The organism is Cupriavidus sp. NPDC089707 (genome assembly GCF_044748965.1).
Classification (GTDB): Bacteria; Pseudomonadota; Gammaproteobacteria; order Burkholderiales; family Burkholderiaceae; genus Cupriavidus.
Map to the genome: position 1 here is coordinate 168413 of NZ_JBIVHB010000010.1, position 15342 is coordinate 183754.

General features: G+C 67.3%; 11 protein-coding genes. 4 read left to right on the forward strand and 7 right to left on the reverse strand.

The features are described from left to right. Positions 1-5: 5 nt before the first annotated feature. Both ACIP1U_RS18145 and leuA read right to left on the reverse strand, forming a co-directional pair. Positions 6-650 (reverse strand): OmpW family protein, encoded by a 645-nt coding sequence (locus tag ACIP1U_RS18145; RefSeq protein WP_400317370.1) that lies wholly within the window; start codon positions 648-650, stop codon positions 6-8. A 352-nt stretch (positions 651-1002) separates the two neighbouring features. Then, positions 1003-2700: a 2-isopropylmalate synthase gene (gene leuA / locus ACIP1U_RS18150; protein WP_400317551.1), complete on the reverse strand. Its 1698-nt coding sequence runs from the start codon at positions 2698-2700 to the stop codon at positions 1003-1005. Positions 2701-3346: 646 nt separating this feature from the next. On the opposite strand from leuA, the gene ACIP1U_RS18155 reads away from it, so the two are divergent. After that, the gene (locus ACIP1U_RS18155; protein WP_400317373.1) at positions 3347-4660 is read left to right on the forward strand and encodes a hypothetical protein; all 1314 of its coding nucleotides are present in this window, start codon (positions 3347-3349) and stop codon (positions 4658-4660) included. A 451-nt stretch (positions 4661-5111) separates the two neighbouring features. Here ACIP1U_RS18155 and ACIP1U_RS18160 read toward each other — a convergent pair whose 3' ends face one another. The 4 genes from ACIP1U_RS18160 to ACIP1U_RS18175 form a co-directional block, all read right to left on the reverse strand. Beyond that, a complete protein-coding gene (locus ACIP1U_RS18160) occupies positions 5112-5426 on the reverse strand; it encodes a DUF6587 family protein (protein ID WP_400317376.1) in 315 nt (104 codons plus the stop codon). A gap of 13 nt (positions 5427-5439) precedes the next feature. Beyond that, positions 5440-7299, reverse strand: a complete 1860-nt coding sequence (locus ACIP1U_RS18165; protein WP_400317379.1) for a ferrous iron transporter B — start codon at positions 7297-7299, stop codon at positions 5440-5442. A gap of 13 nt (positions 7300-7312) precedes the next feature. Beyond that, entirely contained in the window at positions 7313-7642 is a 330-nt protein-coding gene (locus ACIP1U_RS18170; RefSeq protein WP_400317554.1) for a ferrous iron transport protein A, read from the reverse strand. Between the two features lie 398 nt (positions 7643-8040). Then, complete coding sequence (locus ACIP1U_RS18175) at positions 8041-8991, reverse strand: LysR substrate-binding domain-containing protein (protein ID WP_400317382.1); 951 nt, start codon at positions 8989-8991, stop codon at positions 8041-8043. Positions 8992-9124: 133 nt separating this feature from the next. On the opposite strand from ACIP1U_RS18175, the gene ACIP1U_RS18180 reads away from it, so the two are divergent. The 3 genes from ACIP1U_RS18180 (at position 9125) to ACIP1U_RS18190 (ending at position 13273) form a co-directional block, all read left to right on the forward strand. Then, a complete protein-coding gene (locus tag ACIP1U_RS18180; protein WP_400317385.1) occupies positions 9125-10921 on the forward strand; it encodes an acyl-CoA dehydrogenase family protein in 1797 nt (598 codons plus the stop codon). Between the two features lie 213 nt (positions 10922-11134). Further along, positions 11135-12109 carry a Bug family tripartite tricarboxylate transporter substrate binding protein gene (locus ACIP1U_RS18185; protein WP_400317388.1) on the forward strand — a complete coding sequence of 325 codons (975 nt, stop codon included), beginning with the start codon at positions 11135-11137 and terminating at the stop codon, positions 12107-12109. A gap of 42 nt (positions 12110-12151) precedes the next feature. Beyond that, on the forward strand, positions 12152-13273 hold the full coding sequence (locus ACIP1U_RS18190; RefSeq protein ID WP_400317391.1) for a CaiB/BaiF CoA transferase family protein: 1122 nt from the start codon (positions 12152-12154) through the stop codon (positions 13271-13273). Between the two features lie 176 nt (positions 13274-13449). Here the strand turns inward: ACIP1U_RS18190 and ACIP1U_RS18195 are convergent, their stop codons facing one another. Further along, positions 13450-15150: a lactate permease LctP family transporter gene (locus tag ACIP1U_RS18195; protein WP_400317394.1), complete on the reverse strand. Its 1701-nt coding sequence runs from the start codon at positions 15148-15150 to the stop codon at positions 13450-13452. Positions 15151-15342: the final 192 nt, after the last annotated feature.

The following is a 15342-nucleotide window of genomic DNA, read 5'->3' on the forward strand; positions in this document are numbered from 1 at the left end:
CAGGCTCAGAAGCGATAACCCACGCCCATGCTGAAGACCCACGGATCCAGGCTGACGTGCGACACCTTGACGTCGCCGGCCTTGACGTCGCTCTGCAGCCACATCTTCTTGATGTCGGCGTTCAGGAACCAGTTCTTGGTCAGCTTGTAGTCCATGCCGATCTGCAGCGCCGGGCCCACGCTCCAACTGTCGAGCGTCAGCGTGTCATTGGCGATGTTCTCGCCGTAGATGCGCGTGAAGTTCAGGCCGGCGCCGATATACGGGCGGAACGTGCCGTTCGGAATCAGGTGGTACTGGAACAGCAACGTCGGCGGCAGGTGCTTGAAGGTGCCGACCTTGTTGCCGTCGAGATAGACGTTCTGCTTCTGCGGCACGGTCAGTACCAGCTCGGCGGCGAAGTGCGGCGTGAAGAAATAGGTGACGTCGAGCTCGGGGATCCACTTGTTGTTGACCGTGATGCGATTCGAAGCGCCCACGCCGCCGACCGGATCGGAGCTTTTGCTCATGTCGAGATAGGTGCCGCGCAGGCGCACCATCCAGTTGCCCTGGCCGTCGTCTGCGGCCAGGGCGGGCGTGGCAAAGGCGCCGAGCATGGCGCAGGCGGCGATGGCGGAGCAGGTGACCCGGGTACGGAGAGAGAGCTTGTTCATGATGTTTTGTCTTGGTCTGGTAAGGAGTCCGTGGCCAGTTTGGCCGAGCGGGTCCGTACGGACCTTGATGCAGAACAAGTCGGGAAGCCGCCACACACGGTGCGTCGCGATCGCGCGACAACGCTGTTGCGGCAGCAATCCTCCGCTAATAACCACATGCGGAATCATTCGTGGCACGCCGGCGCGCCAGCCCTTACGCTGTGCAGGAGATCAGCGCCCGCAAGCTTCCGCGCGAAGGCGGGCGCCGTGGCACCGGGCATGTCGTGGGCGTCCGCAAGGGCGTCTTTCCGGGTGTGTCCCGTGGGGGCGGGGCACACCGGTTTTCTTCGGATCCCTCTCGGCGAGCGCCGTGTCAGGCCGCGGCGGCTTCGTCTGCCGGCTGGCGCGGTGTTACGCCAAAGCCTGCCTGCAGGTGCCGGTTCACGCCCGAGACCACCGCACGCAGCGACGCCGTGACCAGGTTCGCATCGATGCCCGCGCCGAAGCCCGTCGGCGAATCGCCCACCCGCACCTCCACATAGCAAGCCGCGCGCGCATCGGCGCCGGCGGTCATCGCGTGTTCGTGGTAGTCCATCACGCGCACCGGCAGGTCCAGCGCATTGACGAAGGCATCGATCGGCCCGTTGCCGGTGCCGCGCACGCTGCAAGGCTGGCCGTCGCGCACCATCTGCACTTCGATCTCCACCGCGCCGCCGCTGTCAGACACCAGCTGGTGCGAGACATAGCGCAACGGCGTTTGCTGCTCCAGGTACTCGCGGCTGAACAGCGCATACAAGTCGTCCGCGCTCGCTTCGAGCCCGGTGTCGTCGGTCATGGCCTGCACCGCGCGGCTGAACTCGATCTGCAGCCGTCGCGGCATGTAGATGCCATGCGCCTGTTCGAGCAGAAAGGCCATGCCGCCCTTGCCCGACTGGCTATTGACGCGGATCACCGCATCGTAGCTGCGGCCCAGGTCGGCGGGATCGATCGGCAGGTACGGCACTTCCCAGATGCCGCCGGGCTGCTGCTGCGCAAAGCCCTTGCGGATCGCATCCTGGTGCGAGCCGGAGAATGCGGTGAAGACCAGGTCGCCCACGTACGGATGGCGCGGATGCACCGGCAGCTGGTTGCAATGCTCGACGCACTGGCGCACTTCATCGATATCTGAAAAATCGAGGCCGGGCGCCACGCCCTGCGTGTAGAGGTTCAGCGCCAGCGTCACCAGGTCGACGTTGCCGGTGCGCTCGCCGTTGCCGAACAGGCAGCCTTCCACGTGGTCGGCGCCCGCCATCACCGCCAGCTCGGCGGCCGCCACCGCGGTGCCACGGTCGTTGTGCGGATGGACCGACAGCACGATGTGTTCGCGCCGTGCCAGGCGGCGGTGCATCCATTCGATCTGGTCGGCAAACACATTGGGCGTGCTGCATTCCACCGTCGTCGGCAGGTTCAGGATCATGGGGCGCCCGGGACCGGCTTCCCACGTCGCGGATACCGCGTCGCTGACTTCCAACGAGAAATCGAGTTCTGCCAGGCTGAAGGTCTCGGGCGAATATTCGTAGGTCCATGCGGTTTCCGGCATGGCATCGGTCAGTGACTTGATCAGGCGCGTGCCCGAGACCGCGACTTCCTTGATCTCCTCGCGCGTGGCATTGAAGACGATGCGCCGCCATGCCGGCGCGATGGGATTGTAGAGATGCACGGTGGCGCGCGCGGCGCCGCGCACCGATTCCACCGTCCGGCGGATCAGGTCTTCGCGCGATTGCGTCAACACCACGATGGTGACGTCCTCGGGGATGCGCTTCTCTTCGATCAGCATGCGCACGAAGTCGAAGTCGGTCTGCGACGCGGCCGGGAATGCCACCTCGATTTCCTTCAGGCCGACCTTCACCAGTTGCTCGAAGAAACGCAGCTTGCGTGCGGTGTTCATTGGCTCGATCAGCGACTGGTTCCCGTCGCGCAGGTCGGTGCTCATCCAGATCGGGGCACGCGTGATGCGGCGGCTGGGCCAGGTTCGGTCGGGAATGTCTACGGTGGCGGCAGGCTGGTACTTGATGGCGGGATGGCTGAGCATGGGCATGAGCGGACTCCTTCCTCGCTAAGGAAGATAAAAAAAGAAAAACGGAAAAAGGGTGGCGAATGGCTGCCGAACTGCCACGGGGCTCTAGGCCCGGCAACCGATCGGTAGGCTTAGCAGTAGCGAGGAAGCGCGCAGCGCGCGGCGCGATGCCAGGGCAGCCAGCACGCGCGCGCGGGCAACGATGCGGGTCGCATCGGCAGCCTGGCGGAGGGTACTGGCGTAAAGGTTCATCGTGCCGGAATGGTGAGGGCAGCAGCCGCTCTTGGTGGGTGCACGCGGCGGGTACACGCGGCGGGTGCCGCGCGGGTGCCACATGACTGGGCAAGATTAGACGACGAGGGCGCCGATGGTCAAGCGCTGACTCGCGCGGGTACGCCCTGGCTCGCGCCGGCGGCGCGTCCGAACCCGATCGGGGTAAGGGCTGCACCAAACGGCGGTGGCGCGCCGGTCCGCCTCGACCGAAGGACGGTCGCGTGTGCGCTGAAAGGATGAATCATGCGCCGTTCCGTACGTTATCCCTCAGTCATCTGGCCGGTATTGCGCTGGCGCCTTTGTACCTAGGCTGGTAGCGCGGGAAAAAATCAAACGGGGGAACATCATGAAACTGAGAACGTGGGCAACCTGGTTGGCAGGCACTGCCATGACATTCTTGCTGGCTGCCTGCGGTGGTGGTGGCGGCGGTGGCTCGAGCTCGCCCTCCACGCCTGCCGCGACCACGCCGCTGACCTTCACCGTCAAGATGAGCACGACCTCGGGCGAGGTAGGCGTGGGCCGCACGCTCACGATCAGCGCGCTGGCGGTGGACAGCAACGGCGTCGATGTCAGCGGCAATACGGTGTTCACCTGGACCAGCGCGGACAATGGCGTCGCCACGGTCGAACCGGTCGCGGCCACGCCGGCCAATGCGGTGGTCCGCGGCGTCGCCACCGGTACCACCAACGTGCAGCTAGTCGCGACCGTCAAGAACGCTGACACCACCACCACCACGCTGCCTGCGCAGACCGCCACCATTACCGTGGTGCCGGCTTCCGCGGTCAGCTACAGCCTGTCGGTTCCCAATACCAGCCTGTCGATGAGCGACGGCCAGGAATTGCCGGTCAAGGTGTCGCTGATCGACAGCAATGGCAATGACGTCTCGGCCAGCGTCAACAGCTGGGCGTGGGCGAGCAGCGCCACCGCGGTCCAGGTCACGGCCAACCAGAACAGCGCCACGCTGAAGGCGAGCAACAGCTCGACCACCACGGCGGTGACGGCTGACGTGTCGGTGTCGGTCACGGCGCCGGACGGCCGCGCGATCGGCGGCGTCATCGTGGTGACGGTCGCGAAGAATGGTTCGGCCACCTATCGCGTGGTGACCACGCGCAATGGCCAGCCGGTGGATGCGCTGCAGGTGCTCAACGACCGTCCGGCCAAGTTCACCTCGCGCGTGCTGCGCAACGACGGCCAGGATGTTACGGCCGACTTCGACGGCACCTGGACCTACACCGCCACCTCGCCGACGCTGTCGACGGCCGAAGCCGCGGGTACGCGCGACGCCACGGTCAGCAGCAGCCTGGCCAAGGGCACTGGTCCGGTCCAGAGCACGCTGACGGTGACCGCCGTGAGCACCAAGCTGGCTGCGCGCCCGGCTGCCGCCCTGTCCGTGACCGAAAATCCGACCTGGTCGCTGGTCGACGACAACCAGCAGCCGATGACGCTGTTGCTGATGCCGGCGATCCCGGTGGAAGTGACCGCGCGCATGCGGCACCTGGGTGACGACGCGCAGTACACCCAGTGCAAGGACTGGGCATGGACCAGCACCGGTCCGGTGTCGCTGACGCCTAGCATGCTGGGATTGCCGAACCAGGTGCGCGCGACCGGCACGGCCGCCGGCGACTTCACCATTACCGCGACTTGCACGGTGATTGCAGACAACACGCCGTTGAAGCTGGTCTTTGTCGGTACCGTCAAGTAAGCCGCAACATTCCCGCGCGCAAGTGAAACGCCCTCCGATCCGGAGGGCGTTTTGCATTGGCGCAGCGATCAGCGGCCCCCGTCACTCCGCTTTGCGCCCCCGCCCGCAAGCCGGGGAGGGGCCCGCGGCTCCACAAGCAACGGCGTGCTCCCCAAAGCGTACCCATTTCTGCGCAGCAAAAAAAGTCGCTCTCCGCTGCCAATACAGTTTCCAAAACCGCCCCACGACCACACGACCGTCCAGTGCCGCAGCCCGCGTCGACCATGTTCCGTTCCCAAAGCGTACCCATTTCTGCGTGCCGCTTTGCAAGCCTTCACTGCCCCTGACGCACCACCATCAGCCCGCGCGCAGACGCGCGCATGCCACCGCCAGCGCATGCCGTGCAAGCAGTTGCCGTACCCGTTTCTGCGTAAGGCGCCCCGAGGGGAAAAGGAGGGAAAAGACGCGCCGTTCAGCGCTTGCGCACGAAGCGCACGACCTGTTCGGCAGGCCTTTCTTGCGCGTCGGTGACGTTTGCGGTGTTGGATCCGCAGGTGTTGCAGCCGCCGTCGTCGCAGCCGCTGGCGCAGCCGGAGGCTGCCTGTGGCGCCAGCCAGCGTACCAGCCGGCCGCGCCAGCCGCTCGCGGCGGCGCCGCCCAGCCGCGCCGCCAGCGCCGCCTTGACGCGCTCCCGCGTGCGCGGCGCATAGCGCGCCGCCACCGATACCGCGCACGCCAGCACGATCAGCGGGACCAGCAGGGTTTCGATGGCGTGGTAGAGCGTCATGGCGGCGATGGCGTCAGCTGAACAGCAGCGCGACGCGATAGGTCACGAACGCGGCCAGGTAGGCCAGCCCGGTCAGGTACGCGGTCGAGGCGGCCATCACCTTCCAGGAGTTGGTCTCGCGGCGGATCACGGCCAGCGTCGAGATGCACTGCGGCGCGAATACATACCAGGCCAGCAGCGCCAGCGCAGTAGCCAGCGACCATTGCGCCGCGATCATCGGCGCGAGCTGCGTGGCCATGGCTTCCTCGCTCCCCGACAGCGCATACACCGTCGCCAGCGCGCCCACCGCCACTTCGCGCGCGGCCAGGCCCGGCACCAGCGCGATGCAGATCTGCCAGTTGAAGCCCACCGGCGCGAACACCTTCTGCAGCGCGTGGCCGATCATGCCGGCAAAGCTGTAGTCGATGGCCGGCGACGTCGCACCCTCCGGCGGCGCCGGGAAGGTGGAGAGGAACCACAACAGCACGGTCAGCGCCAGGATCACCTTGCCGACCCGCGCCAGGAAGATCCGGGCACGCTCCCACAGGCCGATGGCCACGTCGCGCACATTGGGGATGCGGTACGACGGCAGCTCCATCAGCAGCGGATGGTCGGTGCGGTCGCGGCGGAAGAACTTGAGCGCGTAGGCCACCGCCAGCGCGCTGACGATGCCGGCCACGTACAGCGCGAACAGCACCAGCCCCTGCAGGTTGAACAGGCCCATCACCGTGCGTTCGGGAATGAAGGCGCCGATCAGCAGCGCATACACCGGCAGCCGTGCCGAACAGGTCATCAGCGGCGCCACCAGGATGGTGGTGAGGCGGTCGCGCGGGTCCTGGATGGTACGCGTGGCCATGATGCCGGGGATCGCGCAGGCAAAGCTCGACAGCAGCGGGATGAACGAACGGCCGGACAGCCCCGCGCCCATCATCAGCCGGTCCAGCAGGAATGCCGCGCGCGGCAGGTAGCCCGATTCTTCCAGCGTGAGGATGAACAGGAACAGGATCAGGATCTGCGGCAGGAACACCACCACGCTGCCCAGGCCCGCGATCAGGCCATCGACCAGCAGGCTCTTGAGCAGGCCGTCGGGCATATTCGCGCCAAGCAGTTCGCCGGCCCAGTGCACGCCGCCCTCGATGCCGTCCATCAGCGGCTCGGCCCAGGAGAACACTGCCTGGAACATCAGGAACAGCAGCACCGCCAGCAGCAGCAGGCCGAACACCGGGTGCAGCACGATGCGGTCGATCCGGTCGTCCAGCGCGGCGGTGCGCGCCGGCATGCTGACCGATGCGGCCAGCAAACGGTTGACCTCGGCGTGCACGTCAATATCGCTGGCGGGCTCGGGCGTGGACGGCGGCGCGGCAGGCAGGGTGTCGTCGAGCAGCTCCAGCAGCGCGGCCGCGCCGTCGCGCTTGACCGCCACGGTGCTGACCACCGGCACGCCCAGCGCGGCAGCCAGCTTGTCGCGGTCGATCCGGATGCCGCGGCGCGCGGCGGCGTCGCTCATGTTGAGCACCACCACCATCGGCAGGCCCAGCCGGCGCAGTTCCAGCACGAAGCGCAGGTGCAGGCGCAGGTTGGTTGCGTCCACCACCGACACCAGCAGGTCGGGACGCTGCTCGCCGGCGCGCACGCCCAGGCAGACGTCGCGCGTGATGGCTTCATCCAGGCTCGCCGCGTGCAGGCTGTAGGCACCCGGCAGGTCCAGGATGCGCACCTGGCGTCCGGCCGGCGAGACGAAATGGCCTTCCTTGCGCTCGACGGTCACGCCGGCGTAGTTGGCCACCTTCTGCCGGCTGCCGGTCAGTCGGTTGAAAAGTGCGGTCTTGCCGCAATTGGGATTGCCTACCAGCGCGATGCGCAGGGCAGGTGTCGGGGAGGCTGCTGCAGACATATTCCGGAAGGGCTCAGGCGGTCCGCTTGGTCCGCTCGTTCGGTGTGGACGCCGTGGCGCCGGCCTGTTCGCCCGCCTCGGCGGGCGCGATGCTGGTCACCGAGGCGCTGGCAAGCTCGACGCCGATGCGCGCCGCTTCCACGCGGCGCAGCGCAAAGCGCGTAAAGCCAACCTGCGCGACCAGCGGATCCATGCCGAAGGGTCCATAGGCGATGATCTGGACGATCTCGCCAGGGACAAAGCCTAGCTCTCGCAGGCGGCGCGCAACCGGGTCGCCGGGCGTGGCGTCGTCCACCGATTGCACTACGGCGGGCGTGCGCCGTGGAAGTTCAGACAACCGCATCATGCTTCCAGTCCGTTGGCGCGGTCGTCCAATTCGGCCGTGATGCGGCCGGCATGACCTCGCCAGATACGTAAATGAAAATCGTTATCATTGTATCGCAAATAAGGCATGACAATGCCCCTACACTTGGCGGGCACGCCAGCCGCCGCGCCAGCGCGGCAGGAGGCGAATGATAACCGTTGAAGACGTGCGCGCCGAAGGGACAAGGTTAGGGGCTGGCGGACGCATGTCAGCGCGGCGGCACACATATACAGTCGGCATTCCGAAGTTCGGCTGTCCGAAACCTAATGCAACAGGTTTCATGCAGCGCTATGCAATTACTACATTTGCGTTATTGGATGCCGCTAGCCTGCGGCGTTAAGCTGCAAGCACGCTGAACACCCCGTTCCACGCGTACTTCACAAGCCATCGGCCGCCGTGCCGGTGGCTTTTTCTTTGAACGCCGCTTCTTTGGACGCCGCTTCCTCGGGCGCCACCTGCGCGGTCACCATTGCCACAAAGTTGTCGCGGGCGGGATGGTCGGGTGCCGTCTTCCACACGCAATAGACTTCGGAGCGCACCGCCGTGCCCGCCAGCGGCCGGAACGCCGCGCCTGCCATGCCCGAGCGCGCCAGCGCCGCCGGCACCACGGCCACGCCCATGCCTTGCGAAACCAGCGACACCACCGAGAGCCAATGGCGCACTTCGTGCCGGATCTGCGGGTAAAACCCCTGCACCGCGCACATATCGAAGATGCGGCTGTAGTAATCCGGCGACGCCTTGCGCGAGAACAGCACGAAGGCCTCGCCGCGCAGATCCGCCAGCGCCAGTTCCGGCTGGGCCGCAAGCGGGTGGTCCGCCGGCAGGCAGCAGACGAACGGTTCGGCGTGCACCCGCGTGGCACGCAGCGCGTCGGGCACCCGGCCGGTGTGGATGAAGGCCGCGTCGAGCTCGTCGTGCAGCAGCGCATCGATCTGCTCCTGCGAGTTCAGTTCGGTCAGCGCCACCTGGATCCCAGGGTTAGCCGCCTCGAAGCCGCGCAGGATCTGCGGCAGGCCGCGATACAGCATCGAGCCGACAAAGCCCACCCGCAGCCGGCCGATGGCGCCCGCTTCGATCTCGCGCGCCAGCAGCCGCGCCGCCTCGGCCTGCGCCAGCAATGCCGTGGCCGATTCACGGAAGGCACGCCCGGCCGCGGTCAGGCGCACGCCGCGGCTGTCGCGGTCGAACAGCCGGGCGCCGACCGAGGCTTCGAGCTGCTGGATGTTCAGCGACAGCGGCGGCTGCGAAATGGCGAGCCGGCGCGCGGCCCGGCCGAAGTGCAGTTCCTCTGCCAGCACAAGGAAATAGCGTAGGTGGCGGAATTCCATGGCGATACAAAATTTATATGGATCGAGCCAATTTTAGAATTAGACGCAAATCCTTGGGGTTTGAATAATGCAGGCCACAGGGCCGCAGCGTGTTCGTCAACCATGCCGGTCCACCCGCCCAAGGAGACCAGACATGCCGACCAGCGCCGTGCGCGATAGCGCACCTCACGCCCAGCCCGACAGCCTCGCCGCCCATCCGGTGCCCGATCGCCAGGGCGGCAGCCTGTTCGCCGCCGACCCCGAGTTGCGCGCACTGCTGCCGCTCTACCTGCCGGCGGACCTGTTCAGCCACCTGCTGCCGCACCTGGAGCGCATGGGCGCGCTGGCTGGCGGCGTGCTCGACGAACTGGCCGCCGTAGCCGACCATAACCCCCCGACGCTGAGCTACCGCACCCGCAGCGGCGTCGACGCGCAGCGCATCGACAAGCATCCGGCCTACGTCGAAATGGAGCGCGTGGCCTTTGCCGAATTCGGGCTGGCCGCTGCCTCGCACCGCGGTGGCGTGCTCGGCTGGAACAAGCCCATGCCGCCGGCGGCGAAGTACGCGCTCACCTATCTGTTCGTGCAGGCCGAGTTCGGCCTGTGCTGCCCGTTGTCGATGACCGACTCGCTGACGCGCACGCTGCGCAAGTTCGGCGATCCGGCGCTGGTCGAGAAATTTCTGCCCAACCTGACCACGCAGGTGTTCGAAGACCTGTACCAGGGCGCCATGTTCATGACCGAGCAGGGCGCCGGCTCCGACGTGGCCGCCACCGCCACGCGCGCGGTGCGCGACGCAGAGGCCGAGGGCGGCTGGCGCCTGCATGGCGACAAGTGGTTCTGCTCCAACCCCGACGCCGCGCTGGCGATGGTGCTGGCGCGCGTGGAGGACGAAGCCGGCAACGCCGTCCCCGGCCACAAGGGTGTGTCGCTGTTCCTGCTGCCGCGCAAGCTGGCCGACGGCAGCGACAACCATTACCGGATCATCCGGCTCAAGGACAAGCTCGGCACGCGCTCGATGGCCAGCGGCGAGATCCGCCTGGAAGGCGCGCAGGCTTATCTCGTCGGCGAACCCGGCCGCGGCTTCGTGCAGATGGCCGACATGATCAACAACTCGCGCTTGTCCAACGGCGTGCGCGCCGCCGGCCTGATGCGCCGCGCGTTGACCGAGGGCCTGTTTATCGCGCATGAACGCCGCGCCTTCGGCAAGCGCCTGGAGGACATGCCGCTGATGCGCCGCCAGTTGCTCAAGCTGACGCTGCCCACCGAGCAGGCCCGCACCATGGTCTTCCAGACCGCCGAGGCGTTGCGTCGCGCCGATGCCGGCGAGGCCGATGCCTACCCGCTGATGCGCATCCTGACGCCGCTGATCAAGTTCCGCGCCTGCCGCGACGCGCGCAAGGTCACCGGCGACGCGATGGAGATCCGCGGCGGCTGCGGCTATATCGAGGAATGGAGCGACCCGCGCCTGGTGCGAGACGCGCACCTCGGCTCGATCTGGGAAGGCACGAGCAATATCGTCGCGCTCGACGTGCTGCGCGCGATCCGCCGCGAAGGCGCGCTGCCGGTGTTGCAGGCACACTTGGCCGGGCTGCTGGCCGATACGCCGATGCACGCGCACGCACGCGCCACGTTCGAAGGCGCCATCGCCGCTGCCGCGAAGCTGGCCGCGCATGCCGCCGACGCCGGCGCCGATGGCGACCTGCTGGCGCGCCAGGCTGCTTCCGCGCTGTATCACGTGACTACCGCGGTGGCAATGGCGTGGGAAGCCGGCCGCATCGGCTCGGTGCGCCGCATGCGACTGGCGCAGCTGGTGCTGCGTCATCGCGTGCTGCCGCAGGATCCGCTGGCGGCAAACACCGAGCCGGAATGGCTGGCCGAGACGGTGGCGCCTCCCGCCGATGGCGTGGTGCGCGCGGCCGGCGCGGTCGCCGACGTCAACGTGTTCTGACGCGGTAGCCACTCCCCTTTGTTTGCTCCCCTACCCCGCCTGCGGGAGAGGGGCCGGGGGAGAGGGCAGGCGGTGGCATACCGATACGCCTCGCTTCGTTGATGCTCACGCCCTCTCCCCAACCCTCTCCCGCAAGCGGGAGAGGGAGCACCCCCCAAGACGCCCCAACCATCCCGCCCCCGCGGGAGACGTCCTACACCAGGAGACAACGCCATGAAACTCTGGCACCGCCTCGCGGCCATTGCCGCGTGCTCGCTCTGCATCGCCCCCGCTTTCGCCCAGAAAGACTTCCCGACCAAGCCCATCATGATGGTCGTCACCTACCCGCCGGGCGGTCCGACCGACGCCATGGCCCGCACGCTGGCCGCCGCGCTCAAGACCAGCCTGGGCCAGCCGGTGGTGGTGGAAAACCGTGCCGGCGCCGGCGGCAACATCGGCGCGGAAGTGGTCGCGCGCGCCGAGCCTGACGGCTACACGCTGATGTTCGGCACTTCGGCGCCGCTGGCGATCAACGTCAGCCTCTATCGCAAGATCAACTACGACCCGGTGAAGAGCTTCGCGCCGGTGATCCAGATCGGCCAGCTGCCCAACGTGCTGGTGGTGAACCCGGCAGTGCCGGCGAAGAACGTCAACGAGCTGATCGCCTACGGCAAGGCGCATCCGGGCAAGCTGACCTATGCTTCGTCCGGCAACGGCGCGTCGTCGCACCTGGCGGGCGTGCTGTTCAACAACGTCACCGGCACGGACTTCCAGCACATCCCGTACAAGGGCACCGGCCCGGCGTTGAACGACCTGCTCGGCGGCCAGGTCAGCATGACCTTCACCGACGTGCTTACCGCCATGCCCTTCATCAAGAGCGGCAAGGTGCGCGCGCTGGGCGTCACCACCAAGGCACGCTCGCAGGCGCTGCCGGATGTGCCGACTGTCGCCGAGCAGGGCGTGCCGGGCTTCGACGTTTCGGTGTTCTTCGGTGTTGTGGCGCCGGCGGGCACGCCGCCCGAAGTGATCGGCAAGCTCAACCGCGCCTTCGCCGATGCGCTCAAGCAACCCGAGGTGCGCAAGACGCTGCAGGCGCAGGGCCTGGAATTCGCGCCGTCGACCACGCCGGAGCAGCTCGGCGGCTTCGTCAAGGCCGAGGTCGGCAAGTGGCGCGCGGTGGTGCAGAAGTCCGGCGCGCAACTTGACTAAGCGACTTGAGCGACTTGAGCGACCAGTGAACAGGAGCCAGCCATGACCCAATCCAGCCCCGGCGCGCTCGCCGGCATTCGCGTGGTCGATCTGTCGCGCATCCTGGGCGGCCCGTACTGCGGCCAGATCCTGGGCGACCACGGCGCCGATGTACTCAAGATCGAACCGCCGCAGGGCGACGACACTCGTACCTGGGGCCCGCCCTTCAAGGACGGCGTGGCGTCGTACTACTTCGGCCTGAACCGGAACAAGCGCGTGATGCGGCTGGACCTGACCACCGAGGCCGACCGCACGGTGCTGCTCGCGCTGCTCGCGGACGCCGACGTGCTCGTCGAGAACTTCAAGACCGGAACCATGGAGAAATGGGGCCTGGGCTACGACACGCTGTCACAGCGCTTCCCGCGCCTGGTGCATTGCCGCGTGTCCGGCTTCGGCGCGGACGGTCCCCTCGGCGGGCTGCCCGGCTATGACGCTGCCGTGCAGGCCATGGCGGGCCTGATGAGCATCAACGGCGAGGCCGACGGCGACGCCCTGCGCGTGGGCCTGCCCGTGGTCGACATGGTCACGGGCATGAATGCCGCCCTGGGCGTGCTGCTGGCGCTGCAGGAACGCGAGCGCAGCGGGCGCGGCCAGTTCGTCGAGGCGGCGCTCTATGACTCCGGCCTGTCGCTGCTGCACCCGCATGCGGCCAACTGGTTCATGAGCGGCAAGACGCCGGTGCGCACCGGCAACGCCCATCCGAACATCTACCCGTATGACACGGTGGCCACGGCCACGGACCCGATCTTTCTTGCGGTCGGCAACGACCGGCAGTTCCGCATCCTGTGCGAACACCTGCAGGTCGCGCCGCTGGCCGACGACGAGCGCTATGCCACGGCAGGCGCGCGCTCGGTGAACCGGGTGGCGCTGAAGGCCGAACTGGAGGCGCGCACGCGCGCGCTGGATGGCAAGGCATTGGCCGACACGCTGGTGGCTGCGGGCGTGCCGTGCGCGCCGGTGCTGTCGGTGGCCGATGCGTTGCAGCATCCGCATACCGTGCATCGGGAGATGGTGGTGGAAATGGAGGGCGGCTACAAGGGGCTGGGCGCGCCGGTCAAGCTGAGCCGGACGCCGGCCACCTACCGGCATGCGCCGTTGACGGAGGGGGATGCGTTTTTGGATTAGGCGCAGCCGAGTCTGCTGACAACGCCCGATCCGCGCGTGTTGCCTCCCCTCTCCTATTTATGGGAGAGGGGCGGGGGAGAGGGCCGGAGTCTCCACGGAGTGAAGGCGGTCGCTCTTGCATGCGCTGGCCCTCTCCCCCAACCCCTCTCCCGCAGGCGGGAGAGGGGAGCAAACACTCACCCGGGAATCATCCCCGGCAGCCAATAAGCCTGCACCATCGTGATCACACCGATGATCACCGCAAACAACAGGCTGTGCTTCACGGTAAACCGGAACAGCTCCGACTCCTTGCCCACCAGCCCCGTCGCCGCGCAGGCCACCGCGATCGATTGCGGCGAGATCATCTTCGCGGTCACGCCACCGGTGGTGTTGGCCGCCACCATCAGCGTGTCGGACACGCCTATCTGGTGTGCGGTGGTGTTCTGCAGCGAGCAGAACAGCGCGTTGGACGACGTATCCGATCCGGTCAGGAACACGCCCAGCCAGCCGAGGAACGGCGAGAAGAACGGGAACGCGGCACCGGTGCCGGCGAGCAGCAGCGCCAGCGTCGAGGACATGCCGGAGTAGTTCGCGACGAAGGCAAAGGCCAGCACCAGCCCGATCGACAGCACCGGGCGCGCCAGTTCCACCAGCGTCTCGCCGAACGTGGCAACCAGATCGCGCGGCTTCATGCGCAGCAGTACGGCCGAGATCAGTGCGGTCAGCAGGATGGCGGTCCCCACCGCGGACAGCAGGTCCAGCTTTAGCACGGCATCATAGGCCTTGGGCGTGGCCACGATCGGGGCGGCCTTGATCACCATCTGGTCCAGCCCCGGCACCTTGAATTTCAGCACCGTGCCTGCCAGCGCGCCGTTGGCGGCGAACAGCGCCTTGAACGGCTGCAGGCTCCATACCGTGACGATCGCCGTCAGGATGCCGAACGGCGCCCAGGCGCGCAGCGTCTGCGCCAGCGTGTAGGGCGATGCCTTGCGGCTTACCGGGGCAGCGCCAAAGCCGCCGCCGAAGCCGGCCAGCGCCACGGTACCGCCGCTGACCGTGCCGCCTGCGCGTTGCGATGCGCTGCGCGGCTGCCAGACCTTCAGGAACGCGGCCAGCGACACCAGGCTGACCAGCGCCGAGGTGATGTCCGGCAGTTCCGGCCCGATATGGTTGGAGGTGAAGTATTGCGTCACCGCAAAGCTGCCGCCGCACACCAGCGCCGCCGGCCAGGTTTCGCGCACGCCCTTGGCGCCGTCCATCATGAACACCAGCCAGAATGGCACCAGCAGCGACAGCAGTGGCAGCTGGCGGCCGGCCATGGCGCCGATCAGGAAGGGATCGATGCCCGTGACCTGTCCGGCCACGATGATGGGAATGCCCATCGCGCCAAATGCCACCGGCGCGGTATTCGCGATCAGGCACAGCCCGGCGGCATACAGCGGATTGAAGCCCAGGCCGACCAGCAGCGCAGCGGTGATCGCCACCGGCGCGCCGAAGCCTGCCGCGCCTTCCAGGAACGCGCCGAAGGCAAAGCCGATCAGCAGCATCTGCAGGCGCTGGTCGTCGGTGATCGCGAGCACCGAGGCGCGGATGACGTCGAACTGGCCGGTCTTGACCACGATCTTGTAGAGGAACACCGCGGTCACGATGATCCATGCGATCGGCCACAGCCCGTAGGCAAAGCCGAAGCCGGCGGAGGCCAGCGCCTGCTGCACCGGCATGCCGTAGGCGAAGATCGCCACGCCGAGCGCCAGCAGCAACGTGACTGCGGCGGCGACATGACCCTTCATGCGCCACACGGCCAGCGCGATGAAGAAGAACAGGATGGGAATGGCCGCCGCCAGCGCCGACAGCCACAGGCTGCCTAGCGGCGTATAGAGTTGGGTCCAGGGTTGCACGGTTAGTCTCCTGTTTCAGTGGTGTTTCGGGAAAATGTTTGTTGTTCTGGCAAGCGCGACGGCTTGATTCCGGCCGCCCGTTTGCTCCCCTCTCCCGCTTGCGGGAGAGGGGCCGGGGGAGAGGGCCGGCGCTGGCTATGCGACAGCGCTTTACTTCGTGGAGGCTCCCGCCCTCTCCCCAACCCTCTCCCG